This window comes from Staphylococcus sp. FSL K6-0223, from assembly GCF_038008285.1.
On the sequence record NZ_JBBOYX010000001.1, the window covers coordinates 1,221,751 to 1,238,202 of the forward strand.

The window sequence follows — 16,452 nt, forward strand, 5'->3', positions numbered from 1 at the left end:
GTTAGAGTTTTTCTCTTTAAAGATTACTAAAACAATAATCTTTAAAGAGTTTTTTGTTTTAGTAATCTACTTTTAATGATTTATAATGCATAAATGTATATAAATTTAAATTTAATTTAAATAGAAAATATGATAATACGTATCATAAATAATAATATCTTTCTTCAAATCAACCTTTCTAAAGGATAACTTTAGTAGTAGTTAAAATAACGTTGTGTTAAAATCATTGTATAAATATTCGAAACTAGGAGTGTTCATAATGGCAAAAAAATCTGTAAGACATATAAAAATAAGAGAGATTATTTCAAGTGAACAAATTGAAACACAAGATGAACTTGTAAAACGTCTAAATGAATACGACCTAAATGTTACTCAAGCGACTGTCTCTCGTGACATTAAAGAATTGCAATTAATTAAAGTACCTGCTTCATCAGGACAATATGTATACAGCCTCCCCAACGATAGAAAGTACCATCCTTTAGAAAAATTAGGTAGATACTTAATGGATTCATTTGTAAATATTGAAGGAACAGGAAACCTACTCGTACTAAAAACGCTTCCTGGTAATGCTCAATCTATCGGAGCAATCTTAGATCAAATTGATTGGGATGAAGTATTAGGAACTATTTGTGGTGATGATACCTGTCTATTAATATGCAGAGATGAAGAAGCAAGTCATACAATTAAAACAAGAATTTTCAATTTATTATAAGGATGCGATTAATCTATGTTACAAACCTTATCAATAAAGCAATTTGCAATTATAGATGAACTCGAAATTCATTTTTCTGATGGTTTAACTGTGCTTAGTGGTGAAACTGGATCTGGTAAATCAATTATTATAGATGCAATAGGCCAACTTATTGGTATGCGTGCCTCTTCTGATTTTGTAAGACATGGAGAGAAAAAAGCAATTATCGAAGGGATTTTTGATATTGATAATAGTAAAGAGGCCATTTCAGTTTTAAATGAGTTAGATATTGATATTGATGAAGACTTTCTATTAGTAAAAAGAGAGATTTTTAGTTCGGGAAAAAGTATTTGTCGTATTAATAATCAAATTGTTACGCTTCAAGATCTAAGAAAAGTGATGCAAGAACTTTTAGACATACACGGCCAACATGAAACGCAAACGTTATTAAAACAAAAATATCATTTAAAATTATTAGATGATTATGCTGAAAATCAATATAGCCGTGTTAAAGAACAATATGAAACGACATTTAATGAATATAAAGAAAAGAAAAAAGAACTTGAAGAATTACAGTCTGCTGATCAAGCATTATTGCAACGTCTTGATTTAATGAAGTTTCAATTTGAGGAATTGCAAGAAGCTTCTCTAAAAGAAGGTGAAATTACTCAATTAGAATCTGATATAAAACGAATCCAAAATTCTGAAAAATTAAGTTTAGCATTAAACAATGCGCATGTCACACTTACAGATGAACATGCTATCACCGACCGTTTATATGAATTAAGTAATCATTTACAAACTATTGATGACATTATTCCAGGTAGATTTAAAAAACTTAAAGCAGATATTGATCAGTTCTACTATACCTTAGAGGATGCTAAACACGAACTATACGATGAAATGTCAAATACTGAATTTGATGAACAATTACTTAATGAATTAGAATCTAGAATGAACTTACTGAATAATCTTAAACGTAAGTACGGTAAAACTATTGATGAACTTATTACTTATCAATCTAAATTAGAAAGTGAAATTTCTAAGATTGAAAATTATGAAGAAAGTACTTCTCAATTAAAAGAAGAAATTGACTTGCTTTATGAAAAAGTAATAAAATATGGACAGTCATTATCGAAGGAAAGACGAATTGTAGCTCGAACGTTACGGGATCATATCGTGGCTGAAATTCAAAATTTACAAATGAAAGATGCTAACCTCGAAATTTCATTTCAGCCCTTAGAAACTCCTACAATAGAAGGAATTGAGTTTGTAGAGTTTCTAATTAGTCCTAATAAGGGAGAACCACTTAAAAGTTTAAATAAAATAGCTTCTGGCGGAGAACTTTCTCGTATTATGCTAGCGTTAAAAAGTATATTCGTTGAATCAAGAGGTCAAACTGCTATTTTGTTTGATGAAGTTGATTCGGGGGTTTCTGGTCAAGCAGCTCAAAAAATGGCTGAAAAAATGAGAGATATTGCAAAATATATTCAAGTTATCTGTATATCTCACTTACCGCAAGTAGCTTCTATGAGTGATCATCACTTATTAATTAGTAAAATGACTAAGAATGATCGTACAACAACTCAAGTGAAAGAGTTAAAAAAAGAAGATAAAATTGACGAAATTGCTCGTATGATTTCTGGAGCAAGTGTAACTGAATTAACAAGAGAAAATGCTAGAGAAATGATTGCTCAAAATCATAAATAGTTTATAATTGAATAATTTAAATTAAGGTTGGATGTCGAAAAGAAATAGAACATACTGAGTATAATGTTATTTTTTATATTCAAATTGTTTATTCACACTTTTCAATTCTAACCTTTAAATCTGATTAATAAGGAGTAGCAAAATGTCTGAAAAACAATATGACTTAGTTGTTTTAGGTGGTGGGACAGCAGGATACGTAGCAGCGATTCGTGCTTCTCAATTAGGAAAAAAGGTAGCAATTGTAGAGAAATCTTTATTAGGTGGCACATGTTTACATAAAGGGTGTATTCCTACTAAAGCGCTACTTAAATCTGCTGAAGTGACTCGTACTGTTAGACAATCTTCAGAATTTGGTATAGACACAAACGATTTACATATTAATTTTGAAAAAATGATGAATCGAAAAACGGATATTGTTAATCAAATGCATAATGGCGTTCAAAGTTTAATGCAAAAAAATCATATTGATATTTATAATGGTATAGGACGTATTATGGGAACTTCTATATTTTCTCCACAAAGCGGAACAATTTCTGTTGAATACGAAGATGGCAGCTCAGAGTTACTTCCAAATCAATTTGTACTTATCGCTACAGGGTCACGTCCTCAAACATTACCATTTTTAGAAATTAATCATCAGAATATTTTATCGAGCGATGATATATTACAAATTGATACACTTCCAGACAGTATTGCTATTGTCGGGGGCGGTGTGATTGGCCTTGAATTTGCTTCCTTACTAACTGATTTAAATGTAAATGTTAAAGTGATTGAAGCAGGTAAACGTATATTACCTTCTGACAGTAAATCCATTTCTACATTTTTAAGAGATAGTTTAATTGAACGAGGTGTAGAATTTTTTGAGGATTGCCAACTAAGTGAAGAGAATATCATACATAAAAATGATGTCATTCAAATAAATATAAATGAAAAAACTACTATTACAGTTGATAAAATATTAGTTGCAGTAGGTCGTGTACCTAATACAAGTGATATTGGTATTCAGAATACTAAAATTCAATTAGATACTCATGGGTATATCAAAGTAAATGAATTTCAACAAACGAGTGATAAGCATCTTTATGCGGCAGGTGATTGTATCGGAACATTACAATTAGCTCACGTAGCTTCTAAAGAAGGAATCACTGCAGTTGAACATATGTTTAATGATCATCCGCTTCCAGTGAATTATCATTTAATGCCCAAATGTGTTTATACTTATCCAGAAGTCGCATCTATCGGTTTAAATATAGAAACTGCTAAATCTCAAAATATTAAGGCAACAAGTTATAAAGTTCCTTTTAATGCTATTGGAAAAGCAGTTATTGAAGAAACTAAAAATAAACGTGGTTTTTGTGAAATTATATTAAATAAAGATAATGGAGATATTATTGGAATAAGTATGGTAGGCCCACACGTCACAGAGTTAATAAATGAAGTTGCTTTATTACAATTTATGAATGGATCAACATTAGAATTAGGATTAACGACTCATGCACATCCGTCATTGTCTGAAATATTGATGGAACTTGGGCTAAAGGCTGAAAACAGAGCGATCCACGTTTAAAGGAGGAAGTAAAATGATTGACTACAAATCTGTGGGACTTACAGATGAAGATTTGAGAGAAATATATAAATGGATGGACCTAGGACGAAAACTAGATGAACGCCTATGGTTACTTAACCGTGCTGGAAAAATACCCTTTGTAGTAAGTGGTCAAGGACAAGAAGCCACTCAAATTGGTATGGCGTATGCAATGAAAGAAGGAGATATTTCATCTCCGTATTATAGAGATTTAGCTTTCGTTACATATATGGGGATTTCACCTTATGATACAATGTTAGCTTCTTTCGGTAAAAAGGATGACATTAATTCTGGAGGAAAACAAATGCCTTCTCATTTTAGTCATAGAGAAAAAGGTATTTTATCTCAAAGTTCTCCGGTAGCAACACAAATCCCTCACTCAGTAGGCGCAGCATTAGCATTAAAAATGAATCAACAATCTAATATAGCAACTGCTACTGTAGGAGAAGGTAGTTCTAATCAAGGAGATTTTCATGAAGGATTGAATTTTGCTGGAGTCCATAAATTACCGTTTGTATGTGTAATTATTAATAATAAATACGCAATTTCAGTCCCTGATTCATTACAATATGCAGCAACGCATCTATCTGATAGAGCAATAGGTTATGGTATTCATGGAGAAACTGTAGATGGAAATGATCCAATTGCGATGTACAAAGCAATGAAAGAAGCAAGAGAAAGGGCACTTAATGGCGAAGGAGCAACGTTGATTGAAGCTATTACTACTCGAATGACTCCTCATTCTTCTGATGATGATGATACATATCGTTCTAAAGAAGAAAGAGATGCTTTCAAGACATCTGACTGTAATCTTAAATTCAAAAATGAATTACTCGATTTAGGCATTATTGATGAAGATTGGTTAAACGAATTAGATAATGCACATAAATCTATTATAGATAAAGCTACAAAAGATGCTGAAAATGCTCAATATCCAGATGTAGAAGAAACATATCAATATGTGTATGATCCGGAAGGAGATATTTTCAATGACTAAAATGAGTTATATAGAAGCCATTCAAAATGCACAAGACTTGGCTATGGAAAAAGATAATAATATTTTTATATTAGGAGAAGATGTAGGACGAAAAGGTGGTGTATTCGGTGCGACACGTGGTTTGCAAGAAAAATATGGAGAACTGCGTGTAATTGATACGCCTTTAGCAGAATCAAATATTATCGGTACTGCAATTGGTGCAGCAATGCTTGGCAAACGCCCTATAGCTGAAATTCAATTCGCAGATTTTATTTTACCAGCAGTTAATCAAATTATTAGTGAAGCTGCTAAAATGCGATATCGTTCTAATAACGATTGGCAATGTCCTTTAACTGTTCGTGCACCATTTGGTGGTGGCGTACATGGTGGTTTATATCATTCTCAAAGTATTGAGAGTATCTTTGCGTCTACACCTGGATTAACAATTGTAATTCCTTCAACTCCATATGATGCGAAAGGTTTATTATTATCTTCAATTGAATCAAATGATCCAGTATTATTTTTTGAACATAAAAAAGCATACCGATTTTTAAAAGACGAAGTACCCGATTCTTACTATACTATCCCTTTGGGTAAAGCTGATGTTAAACGTGAAGGTGATGATATTACAGTTTTCACTTATGGTTTATGTGTTAACTATTGTATTCAAGCAGCCGATATTTTAGAGGCAGATGGCATTAATGTTGAAGTAGTTGACTTAAGAACAGTTTATCCATTAGATAAAACAACGATTATTGAACGCGCTAAACGAAATGGTAAGATTTTGCTTGTAACTGAAGACAACCTTGAAGGTAGTGTTATGTCTGAAGTTTCAGCAATCATAGCCGAACATTGTTTATTTGAATTAGATGCACCAATTATGCGGTTAGCTGGTCCTGATGTTCCATCAATGCCATTTTCTCCTAACTTAGAAAATGAAGTAATGATGAATCCTGATAAGATATTAAAAAAAATGCGTGAGTTAGCACAATTTTAGGGAGGTAACATAATGGATGTTAAAATGCCAAAATTAGGAGAAAGTGTCCATGAAGGTACAATCGAACAATGGTTAGTTTCTGAAGGGGATCATGTGGATGAATATGAACCACTATGTGAAGTAGTTACAGATAAAGTAACAGCAGAAGTTCCTTCAACTATTTCTGGTACAATTACAGAGTTAATTGCTACTGAAGGTGAAACGATTGAAATCAATCAAACCATTTGTAAAATTCAACCCGATGATACATCTTTAAATTCTAATCAAGACGATACTAACGAAACTAATGAAACACCCAGTCAAACACAAAGTAATTCTGTAAAGAGCCAGTCTAAGCCTTCTAACACAAATCAATCATCTAAGCATTCGATCAATAATGGAAGATTTTCTCCAGTCGTATTTAAGATAGCTTCAGAAAACGATATTGATTTATCACAAGTCCCAGGCACAGGATTTGAAGGTAGAGTAACCAAAAAAGATATTGAAACTTATATTCAAGAAAATAACCAACAAAATTCAAAAGAAACATATACCACTCAGATAACGAATCATTCCGAAACAACTTCAAGAAATAATAACGCTTCATCAAATGAACCATTAGACGATTATACAATATCAGTTAAAGGCGTGCGAAAAGCAATTGCCCAAAATATGGTTACCAGTGCCACTGAAATTCCACATGGCTGGATGATGATAGAAGTCGATGCTACAAATCTTGTGAAAACTAGAAATCATTATAAGACTGTGTTTAAAAAACAAGAAGGATATAATTTAACTTTCTTTGCTTTCTTTGTAAAAGCTGTAGCAGAAGCTTTGAAATCTAATCCATTACTTAACAGCAGTTGGGATGGTAATGAAATTATAATTCATAAAGACATCAATATTTCAATAGCTGTAGCTGATGAAGACAAATTATATGTTCCTGTAATTAAAAATGCTGATGAAAAATCAATTAAAGGTATTGCTAGAGAAATCAATCAACTAGCACAAAAAGCTCGAAATCAACAACTGGCTCAAGAAGACATGACTGGTGGTACTTTTACAGTTAATAATACTGGTACATTTGGTTCTGTATCTTCAATGGGTATTATTAATCATCCTCAAGCAGCAATTTTACAAGTAGAATCAATTGTTAAAAAACCTGTTGTCATCGACGATATGATAGCTATAAGAAATATGGTTAATTTATGTATTTCAATTGATCATCGTATTTTAGATGGTGTTCAAACTGGACGATTTATGTCGCAAGTAAAAAATCGAATTGAAAGCTATTCAATTGAAACAACAAATATTTATTAAAAGTTTGTTATATTACAACCAACCTATTTGAACTATATGTTGTAAATTAGTAAAATGACAATAAATAATAATTGACTGAAAGGTGATTCTAAATGGATTTAAATTTTGATTTATATATGAATGGTGTTGTAGAACAAGCTAGAAATGAAATTGAATCTGCTGGTTATGAACAATTAACTACTTCAGATGAAGTTGATAAAGTATTTAAACAAGATGGCACTACACTCGTAATGATAAATTCTGTTTGTGGATGTGCAGGAGGTATAGCGCGTCCAGCAGCAAGTCACGCACTTCACTATGATAAGTTACCTAATAGATTGGTTACTGTATTTGCTGGTCAAGATAAAGAAGCAACTCAGCAAGCAAGAGACTATTTTGAAGGATACGCACCTTCAAGTCCTTCATTTGCACTGATGAAAGATGGTAAGATTACTGAAATGATAGAACGCCATCAAATAGAAGGTCATGACGTAATGGATGTTATCAATCAACTTCAAAAGTTATTTGATAAGTATTGTGAAGAAAGATAAGAGGAACAATACATGCTAACTTTAAATCCTTATAGAATTGGATTTAGAACACTTAAAACAGCTGTAGGAATTACTTTAGGTGTTATTTTAGCTAAATGGATAGGGCTTGATAACTATGCTTCAAGTGCTATCCTCATTGTTCTATGTATTAAACATACTAAGGTTCACTCACTACAAGCAATTGGTTCTCGATTCGTTTCGTGTTTATTAATGTTATTTTTTGGTTCATTTATTTTTAATTTACTTGGTCAAAATGCAATCGTTTTAGGATTAATTGTTTTATTATTTATTCCACTTACAGTGATGTTGAATGTTCAAGAAGGTGTAGTGACAAGTTGTGTCATTTTACTTCACGTATTTAATGCCAAAGTTATTGGGCTTCATTTAATTATTAATGAAATTTTACTTCTTATCATTGGCTTAGGAATAGCATTTTTAATGAATTTAATTATGCCTAGTCTAGATAATACATTAGGTAATTTTAAGAAAGAAATTGAAAATGAAATTAAAACAATATTTACACAATATAGTGAAGCATGTTTAAATATTAATAAACAATTGTCAATTTCTTTTGATACATTAGAAAACAATATTCGTAAGGCTAAATCTATTGCTTTTAGAGACGTTAAAAATCACTTTGTGCGAAATGAAAACTCATATTATCACTATTTTGATATGAGAGAAGAACAACTAGAAATACTACGTAGAATCCAAACATTAATTCATAATACTTCAGCTAATGATCCTTTGTTAGAGACTGTTGCCCATTTAATGGCTGAAATTGGAGATAATGTTAATAGTAATGATTATACTGTATTAAGACTACATTCATTATATGAGATACGTTTAAAATTAGACGAATTGCCATTGCCAGAATCACATCAATCTTTAAAATCAAGAGCAAGTATGATGCAAATTTTAAATGAATTAGAAGAATATTTAAATATTAAATCTCAATTCGGCTCTTTAAAATTACATAGTGAAATATAACATCTAAGATTAACTTCTAATCAAAGTAAAAAGACAAACTTTCTTTAAATACAAAAAGTTTGTCTTTTTTATTTACATAAATTTAAGAAATAATAATAAAAACTATCGTCAAATTTGAATTTTTGTCGATAGTTTTTAATCTAATTAATTTTTAATGCATGAGAGGAACAAGACTTGTAAGTAACAATGCAGCTACAACTGCAATTAACATGATAATGATAATAATCTTTAGCACTTTATTATTCAATGTAAACGCTCCTTGAAACCTTTAAAATAATTTGATTATTCGTTATATTAATAACTTATAGTATATAAAATAACCTTAAATGATTTCGATAAAAATGGCAATCAATTTATTTACTCTAATTGTCAAAGTCAGTTAAAATATTATCTATATAAGAAAGGGGTTTTCATAATGATTAATAGTCGCCGTTTACTTAATACTTTTTTAGAGTTAGTGCAAATTAATTCTGAAACTGGGAATGAAGAAACGATACAACCCATTCTAAAAAAGAAATTTATAGATTTAGGATTAAAAGTTGTAGAAGATAATGCGTCTAAAAGAGAATGGTTAGGTGCAAATAATTTAATTTGTACCTTACCAAGTAGTAAAGGAAAAGAACATGTTTCTAAAATCTATTTTACTAGCCATATGGATACGGTTGTTCCAGGTATTAACGTTAAACCGATCCTTAAAGAAGATGGCTATGTATATTCAAATGGCACAACTGTATTAGGAGCAGATGATAAAGCAGGTATAGCTGCTTTGTTAGAAATGATTCAAACTATAAACGAACAACAATTACCTCATGGACAAATTCAATTTATTATCACTGTAGGAGAAGAAGCAGGTTTAAAAGGTGCTAAAGAATTAGATCAAAACTTGATAGATGCGGAGTTCGGCTATGCTGTCGATGCCAGCCAAGCGGTTGGAACAACAGTGGTGGGTGCTCCAACTCAAATGATTATCAATACAACTATTTATGGGAAAACAGCACATGCTAGTAAACCCAACCAAGGTATAAGTGCAATTCATATTGCAGCTAAGGCGATTAATAAAATGCATTTAGGTCAGATTGATCAAGATACCACAGCGAATATTGGTAAATTTTATGGTGGTTCTGCTACAAATATTGTTGCAGATAAAGTCATTTTAGAGGGAGAAGCTCGTTCGCATAATGATAAAAGTTTAGAATATCAAGTCAACCATATGAAAGAGACTTTCGAAACGACAGCAAAAGAATTAGGGGGTAAAGCAAACGTTGAAATTTCTAAGAGTTATCCTGGTTTTAGAAGAAACGATTCTGAGACTGTAACTCAATATGCTATAAAAAGTGCGAAAATTTTAGGCCTTTCAGGTAAAACTGTTATTGCTGGCGGAGGTTCAGATGGAAGTATTATTAATACGTATCATATTCCAACTGTTATATTAGGTGTAGGATATGAACATATTCATACTACTTCTGAACGTATTCCTGTAGCTGCTTTAAATCAACTTACGAATCAATTGATTAAAATTGTTGAATTAGTAGCGAAATAATATTTTACTTTAGTGAAGTCATTTATATTTTTGTGATACAATACTAATGAAATTATTGAATAAGAGAGGTAAGTAATATGACTCAACAAATAGGTGTAGTAGGTTTAGCTGTTATGGGTAAAAACCTAGCATGGAATATCGAATCACGTGGTTATAGCGTATCTGTTTATAACCGTTCTAGTGATAAAACAGATTTAATGATTAAGGAATCAGAAGGTAAACAAATTCATCCAACGTATTCTTTAGAAGATTTTGTAAACTCTTTAGAAAAACCACGTAAAATATTATTAATGGTTAAAGCTGGTCCTGCTACAGATGCAACAATTGATAGCTTATTGCCTTTATTAGATGACGATGACATTTTAATTGATGGCGGTAATACAAACTATCAAGATACAATTCGTCGTAACAAAGCACTTGCTGAAAGTGGTATCAACTTTATTGGAATGGGTGTTTCTGGTGGTGAAATCGGAGCGTTAACTGGTCCATCTTTAATGCCTGGTGGTCAACAAGAAGCTTACAACAAAGTAAGTGATATTTTAGATGCCATTGCTGCTAAAGCAAAAGATGGTGCTGCATGTGTAGAATATATTGGACCAAATGGTGCAGGACATTATGTAAAAATGGTTCATAATGGTATCGAATATGCTGATATGCAATTAATTGCTGAAAGTTATGCAATGATGAAAGAATTATTAGGTATGTCTCATGAAGAAATTTCTAAAACGTTTAAAGAATGGAATGCTGGAGAATTAGAAAGTTATTTAATTGAAATAACAGGCGATATTTTCACTAAATTAGATGAAAATAATGAACCTCTTGTAGAAAAAATTCTTGATACTGCGGGTCAAAAAGGAACTGGTAAATGGACATCAATTAATGCATTAGAATTAGGTATACCATTAACAATCATTACTGAATCTGTATTTGCACGTTTCATTTCTTCAATTAAAGAAGAACGCGTAAATGCATCGAAAGTATTAAGTGGCCCTAAATCAAACTTTGATGGCAATAGAGAAGACTTCTTAGAAAAAATCCGTAAAGCGTTATATATGAGTAAAATTTGTTCATACGCTCAAGGTTTCGCCCAAATGCGTAAAGCGAGCAATGAAAATGAATGGAACCTTAAATTAGGTGATTTAGCAATGATTTGGCGTGAAGGTTGTATTATTCGTGCTCAATTCTTACAAAAAATTAAAGACGCATATGACAATAATTCAGGTCTTCAAAACTTATTATTAGACCCTTATTTCAAAGGTATTGTTACTGAATATCAAGATGCACTTAGAGAAGTAGTTGCTACTGGTGTTAAAAATGGCGTACCAACACCTGGTTTCTCAGCAAGTATCAGCTATTATGATAGCTACCGTTCAGAAGATCTACCTGCTAATTTAATTCAAGCTCAACGTGATTATTTTGGTGCACATACGTATGAACGTAAAGATAAAGATGGTATTTTCCATACTCAATGGACTGAAGAATAATCATTGTAGGATTAAAAATCTGGGACATCATTAAGTGTCTCAGATTTTTTTATTATGACAGTTTTGTATAGATGTCTTAATACATATAGCCTTGCTATTTAATTTACATTTAATCGATATATCCCAAGTTGACATTTAGAGACTCGATTAGTACGATAAATATAGGTGTAAACGTTTTCTAAATAACTGGATTATCGCTATATAATGCTATTACATATTATTTTATATTTATATAAATCCAGAAAAATTTAGATTATATATTGAAGACTAACATTGACTATTAAATATTTAACTCGAATATTATGATTAATTATTTCAAAGTTAATTGATTTACATAATACTTTCAAAGGAGCGATATAAATGGAAAAAAATTGGTGGAAAGAAGCCGTAGCATATCAAGTGTATCCGAGAAGTTTTAATGATAGCAATAATGATGGTATTGGTGATTTACCAGGGATGGTAGAAAAATTGGACTATCTGAAAGATTTAGGTATTGATGTCATTTGGCTTAGTCCAATGTATAAATCTCCAAACGATGATAATGGTTATGATATTAGTGATTATCAAGATATTATGGAAGAATTTGGAACAATGGAAGACTTTAATCATTTATTATCTGAGACTCATAAGCGTGGAATGAAATTAATTTTAGACCTTGTTGTTAACCATACATCTGATGAACACCCATGGTTTATAGAATCTCGTTCTAGTAAAGATAATCCTAAACGAGATTGGTATATTTGGGCAGATCCTAAATCTGACGGTTCTGAACCTAATAATTGGGAAAGTATTTTCAATGGTTCAACATGGGAATATGATGACACAACAAAACAGTATTATTTCCACTTATTTAGTAAAAAGCAACCTGATTTAAATTGGAGTAATCCTGACGTTAGAGAAGCTGTTTTTAAAATGATGAATTGGTGGTTCGAAAAAGGAATTGATGGCTTTAGAGTCGATGCGATCACACATATCAAAAAAACATTTGAAGCTGGTGATTTACCTGTTCCAAAAGGAAAACAATACGCTCCAGCATTTGATGTTGATATGAATCAACCAGGCATTCAAGATTGGCTTCAAGAAATGAAGGACAAATCACTTAGCCATTATGACATTATGACTGTTGGCGAAGCAAATGGCGTAAATCCAGATAATGCAAAAGAGTGGGTTGGAGAAAAAGAAGGTAAATTCAATATGATTTTCCAATTTGAACATTTAGGTTTATGGAGTACTGGAGACTCTAAATTTGATGTTTTATCTTATAAAAATGTATTAAACCGTTGGCAAAAACAACTAGAGGGTATAGGATGGAATGCACTATTTATTGAAAATCATGATCAACCTAGACGTGTTTCTACTTGGGGAGATGATACAAAGTATTGGTTTGAATCTGCTACTAGCCATGCAGTGGTATATTTCTTACAACAAGGCACACCTTTTATTTATCAAGGTCAAGAAATTGGTATGACAAACTATCCATTTGAAAGTATTGAAACATTTAACGATGTTGCTGTAAAAACAGAATATCAAATTGTTAAATCTCAAGGTGGAGATGTTAATCAGTTATTAGATAAATATAAAATGGAGAATCGTGATAATTCTAGAACACCTATGCAGTGGACTAATGAAGTAAATGGAGGTTTTACTGAAGGTACGCCATGGTTCCCAGTCAACCCTAACTATAAAACAATAAATGTAGCACAACAATCCGAAGATTCAGATTCCGTTCTTAATTTTTATAAACGTCTAATTAAATTAAAAAAATCCGATGATATATATACTTATGGTGAATTTAATTTAATCGATGATGCGAATGAGAATATTTTTGTTTACACACGTAAACTTAATAATAAGACAGTTCTAGTTGCAGGAAATTTAACAGATCATGTTGCATCATTAAATTTACCATTTGAAGTTGAAGCATCTCAAATTAAGCTACACAATTATAAAAATGATTTAGATATCACTAATATGAAACCTTTTGAAGCATTCGTAGCCGAACTTTAATAGTAAAGCGTTAGATGACATAAGTTTAATAACTTAGTCATCTAACGCTTCTTTTATTCTATATCATAAGTTTCTTGTTTAATAGGTAGCCATAATTGTATTTTAGTGAACGGGTCCTCGAATGAGAGATCAAAAGGATAAATTTCAACATATAAGCTATTTTTTTCATAGGGTAGAGTAAGTTGTAAGCTGGATTCAATATAATACCAAGCTTCATTAACAGTATAATCCACTTGACCTTGCAAATTAAATTTTGCATAGTGTCGCCCTGGTAACAATCGGCTTTCTAAGTGAGCTGGATAACGTTCACTAGGTACGCCCACAAATAATTCTACACCTTCATCTAAAGGACATGTAATAACAAATAACTCATATGGACTTATATTATTATATCGTTTTAATTCTTTTATTTTACCATCTAAATATAAATCTTCTAAAAAGTCAGGAACTTTGTAAGGGTTAGATAGTTGATTAGCCTCAATATATTTTACATACCCAACTAAAGGTGTGTCTTTAGTCGTTTCTAGTCTGTAAGGGTATGGTGCTCTTTCTGTAGTTGTTAATTTAATATACAAGCGTTCATTCATTTTTAGTTCTTCTTTTTTAGTAGAAGCTTGAATAGGAGATATTCCATGAAAATCACTAAAATCATTTGCAAAGTCATTTGAACTTAAATAATTATAGCGTTTTGCTACATCAACTAATCTCGAAGAACTTTGTATCATTTCTTTAGCAGCTTCAGTCATTTTTCGAGAGTGAGCATAACTTTCAGGAGGTTGTCCAACAATCATTTTAAACGATTGATCAAGATGGTAAGGAGAGAGACCAACGTAATCACTTAAATCTTGCAAATTAAAAGGCTCTAATAAATGATCTTCTATATATACAATTGCCTGTTGTATCTGCTTGATAACGTCCAAAACTTTCACTCCAATAAATTTACAATCAATACTAATATTTTACATTATTTTATAAAAATATACATCAATAATATAAAATTAAATTAAATTTTTAAATGACTCTTTCAATATTCAATTTAAAAAGGACAAGACCTTATTTTCAATGAGTGAAAATAATATAATGTGTCTTATCCTTTATACATTTATCACATGAAACGTCTAGTATATCTGTTTATTGAATATCGTCCCACCAATGATTTCCGTCTCTGCTTAATAATAAATCACTTTCGATAGGGCCATTTGTCCCTGATTTATAGTTAGGGAAGTTTGGATCAATCATAGTCCAATGTTCTTGAATAGCGTCTACAAATTTCCATGTAGATTTAAGTTCTTCCCAATGTGTAAAGTTCGTTGCATCACCTTTAAGACAATCGAATAATAAGTTTTCATATGCATCTACTGTGTTCATTTTATCTTGTGCACTCATAGCATAAGACAGTTGAACAGGCTTTGTTTCGATACCTTGAATACTTTTCTTAGCATTTAAGTGTAATGAAATACCTTCATTAGGTTGAATATTAATAACTAATAAATTAGAATCTAGTAATCGATCCGTTTGATAATATAAATTCATAGGAACTTCTTTAAATTCTACAACAACTTGTATACATTTAGACTTCATACGCTTACCAGTACGAATGTAGAATGGTACACCAGCCCAACGGAAGTTATCGATAGTTAATCTTCCAGAAACAAAGGTTGGTGTATTGGAATCAGATGCAACACGATCTTCATCTCTATAAGCGATAACACGTTGGTCATTAATAGTTCCTTCTCCATATTGTCCACGCACAAAGTTTTGATTGACTTCTTCAGGTTTTAATTGTCTTAAAGATTTTAATACTTTCACCTTTTCAGCTCGAATATCTTCACTTTTAAGACTAATAGGTGCTTCCATTGCTAGTAATGCAACCATTTGTAACATATGGTTTTGTACCATATCTTTTAATGCACCGCTCGATTCATAATAACCTCCACGATCTTCAACACCTAGTATTTCTGAAGAAGTGATTTGTATATTAGAGATATACTTATTATTCCAAAGAGGTTCAAACATCGCATTAGCGAATCGTAGAACTTCGATATTTTGCACCATATCTTTACCAAGATAGTGATCAATTCTGTATATTTCTTCTTCTTTAAATGATTGTCGTAATTGATTATTTAATTTTTCAGCAGATTTAAAATCACTACCAAATGGTTTTTCAATTACAAGGCGTTTAAATCCTTTAGTTTCAGTTAAGCCAGAAGCTTTTAAATAATCAGAAATTGGTCCAAAGAATTGAGGTGCCATTGCTAAATAGAATAGGCGATTACCTTCTAATTTAAATGTATCATCAAGTTCATTAGAGAATGCTAATAATTCATGATAACTTTCTTCTTCATTGACATCATTTTTAAAATAAAAAACATGTTCTATGAATTCGTCGAGTCGATCAGTATCTTTGACGTGCGTTTGAATAGATTGTTTAACTTGTTCACGGAAAAAGTCGTTAGTATAATCTCTTCGACCAACGCCAATAATGGCAATATGTTCATCTAAATTATCTTGTTGATATAAGTGGAATAAAGAAGGGAATAATTTTCTATGACTCAAATCTCCAGTTGCGCCAAATATAGTAATTAAACAAGGGATATGTTTAGTGTGTGTGTTCAAATTCAAAACCTCAATTCTTTAATTGCT

At 31.3% G+C, this 16,452-nt stretch carries 14 protein-coding genes; 11 read left to right on the top strand and 3 right to left on the bottom strand.

The features are described from left to right. Positions 1–259: 259 nt before the first annotated feature. The 8 genes from ahrC to MHI13_RS06140 all read left to right on the top strand — a co-directional run bounded on the left by ahrC (position 260) and on the right by MHI13_RS06140 (position 8,778). Positions 260–712, top strand: a complete 453-nt coding sequence (gene ahrC, locus MHI13_RS06105) for a transcriptional regulator AhrC/ArgR (RefSeq protein ID WP_002449839.1) — start codon at positions 260–262, stop codon at positions 710–712. 15 nt (positions 713–727) lie between these two features. After that, positions 728–2,401 carry a DNA repair protein RecN gene (gene recN, locus MHI13_RS06110; RefSeq protein ID WP_049434811.1) on the top strand — a complete coding sequence of 558 codons (1,674 nt, stop codon included), beginning with the start codon at positions 728–730 and terminating at the stop codon, positions 2,399–2,401. A gap of 142 nt (positions 2,402–2,543) precedes the next feature. Beyond that, positions 2,544–3,968, top strand: a complete 1,425-nt coding sequence (gene lpdA / locus MHI13_RS06115; protein WP_048787742.1) for a dihydrolipoyl dehydrogenase — start codon at positions 2,544–2,546, stop codon at positions 3,966–3,968. Between the two features lie 13 nt (positions 3,969–3,981). Further along, the gene (locus tag MHI13_RS06120) at positions 3,982–4,983 is read left to right on the top strand and encodes a thiamine pyrophosphate-dependent dehydrogenase E1 component subunit alpha (RefSeq protein WP_017176258.1); all 1,002 of its coding nucleotides are present in this window, start codon (positions 3,982–3,984) and stop codon (positions 4,981–4,983) included. Continuing rightward, positions 4,976–5,959, top strand: a complete 984-nt coding sequence (locus MHI13_RS06125; protein ID WP_049434813.1) for an alpha-ketoacid dehydrogenase subunit beta — start codon at positions 4,976–4,978, stop codon at positions 5,957–5,959. The genes MHI13_RS06120 and MHI13_RS06125 overlap by 8 nt, the downstream gene beginning before the upstream one ends. A gap of 12 nt (positions 5,960–5,971) precedes the next feature. Then, the gene (locus MHI13_RS06130) at positions 5,972–7,258 is read left to right on the top strand and encodes a dihydrolipoamide acetyltransferase family protein (protein WP_017176259.1); all 1,287 of its coding nucleotides are present in this window, start codon (positions 5,972–5,974) and stop codon (positions 7,256–7,258) included. Positions 7,259–7,350: 92 nt separating this feature from the next. Next, positions 7,351–7,788: a bacilliredoxin BrxB gene (gene brxB / locus MHI13_RS06135; RefSeq protein ID WP_017176260.1), complete on the top strand. Its 438-nt coding sequence runs from the start codon at positions 7,351–7,353 to the stop codon at positions 7,786–7,788. A 12-nt stretch (positions 7,789–7,800) separates the two neighbouring features. Beyond that, entirely contained in the window at positions 7,801–8,778 is a 978-nt protein-coding gene (locus MHI13_RS06140; protein ID WP_017176261.1) for an aromatic acid exporter family protein, read from the top strand. Positions 8,779–8,929: 151 nt separating this feature from the next. On the opposite strand, the gene prli42 is transcribed toward MHI13_RS06140, so the two are convergent. Next, complete coding sequence (gene prli42, locus MHI13_RS06145) at positions 8,930–9,025, bottom strand: stressosome-associated protein Prli42 (RefSeq protein WP_017176262.1); 96 nt, start codon at positions 9,023–9,025, stop codon at positions 8,930–8,932. Between the two features lie 168 nt (positions 9,026–9,193). Between prli42 and MHI13_RS06150 the strand changes: the two genes are divergently transcribed. From MHI13_RS06150 to MHI13_RS06160, 3 genes are all read left to right on the top strand, one after another. Beyond that, the gene (locus MHI13_RS06150; protein ID WP_017176263.1) at positions 9,194–10,318 is read left to right on the top strand and encodes a M20/M25/M40 family metallo-hydrolase; all 1,125 of its coding nucleotides are present in this window, start codon (positions 9,194–9,196) and stop codon (positions 10,316–10,318) included. 77 nt (positions 10,319–10,395) lie between these two features. Continuing rightward, positions 10,396–11,802 (top strand): NADP-dependent phosphogluconate dehydrogenase, encoded by a 1,407-nt coding sequence (gene gndA / locus MHI13_RS06155; protein WP_017176264.1) that lies wholly within the window; start codon positions 10,396–10,398, stop codon positions 11,800–11,802. A 360-nt stretch (positions 11,803–12,162) separates the two neighbouring features. Continuing rightward, on the top strand, positions 12,163–13,809 hold the full coding sequence (locus tag MHI13_RS06160) for a glycoside hydrolase family 13 protein (protein ID WP_070547765.1): 1,647 nt from the start codon (positions 12,163–12,165) through the stop codon (positions 13,807–13,809). A 53-nt stretch (positions 13,810–13,862) separates the two neighbouring features. On the opposite strand, the gene MHI13_RS06165 is transcribed toward MHI13_RS06160, so the two are convergent. Beyond that, positions 13,863–14,729: an AraC family transcriptional regulator gene (locus tag MHI13_RS06165; RefSeq protein WP_002449782.1), complete on the bottom strand. Its 867-nt coding sequence runs from the start codon at positions 14,727–14,729 to the stop codon at positions 13,863–13,865. Positions 14,730–14,940: 211 nt separating this feature from the next. Further along, the gene (gene zwf, locus MHI13_RS06170; RefSeq protein ID WP_017176267.1) at positions 14,941–16,425 is read right to left on the bottom strand and encodes a glucose-6-phosphate dehydrogenase; all 1,485 of its coding nucleotides are present in this window, start codon (positions 16,423–16,425) and stop codon (positions 14,941–14,943) included. Positions 16,426–16,452 lie beyond the last annotated feature (27 nt).

Coding starts and splice junctions, on each gene's coding strand:
- ahrC (WP_002449839.1), top strand. CDS start 260: ATGGCAAAAAAATCTGTAAGACATATAAAAATAAGAGAGATTATTTCA.
- recN (WP_049434811.1), top strand. CDS start 728: ATGTTACAAACCTTATCAATAAAGCAATTTGCAATTATAGATGAACTC.
- lpdA (WP_048787742.1), top strand. CDS start 2,544: ATGTCTGAAAAACAATATGACTTAGTTGTTTTAGGTGGTGGGACAGCA.
- MHI13_RS06120 (WP_017176258.1), top strand. CDS start 3,982: ATGATTGACTACAAATCTGTGGGACTTACAGATGAAGATTTGAGAGAA.
- MHI13_RS06125 (WP_049434813.1), top strand. CDS start 4,976: ATGACTAAAATGAGTTATATAGAAGCCATTCAAAATGCACAAGACTTG.
- MHI13_RS06130 (WP_017176259.1), top strand. CDS start 5,972: ATGGATGTTAAAATGCCAAAATTAGGAGAAAGTGTCCATGAAGGTACA.
- brxB (WP_017176260.1), top strand. CDS start 7,351: ATGGATTTAAATTTTGATTTATATATGAATGGTGTTGTAGAACAAGCT.
- MHI13_RS06140 (WP_017176261.1), top strand. CDS start 7,801: ATGCTAACTTTAAATCCTTATAGAATTGGATTTAGAACACTTAAAACA.
- MHI13_RS06150 (WP_017176263.1), top strand. CDS start 9,194: ATGATTAATAGTCGCCGTTTACTTAATACTTTTTTAGAGTTAGTGCAA.
- gndA (WP_017176264.1), top strand. CDS start 10,396: ATGACTCAACAAATAGGTGTAGTAGGTTTAGCTGTTATGGGTAAAAAC.
- MHI13_RS06160 (WP_070547765.1), top strand. CDS start 12,163: ATGGAAAAAAATTGGTGGAAAGAAGCCGTAGCATATCAAGTGTATCCG.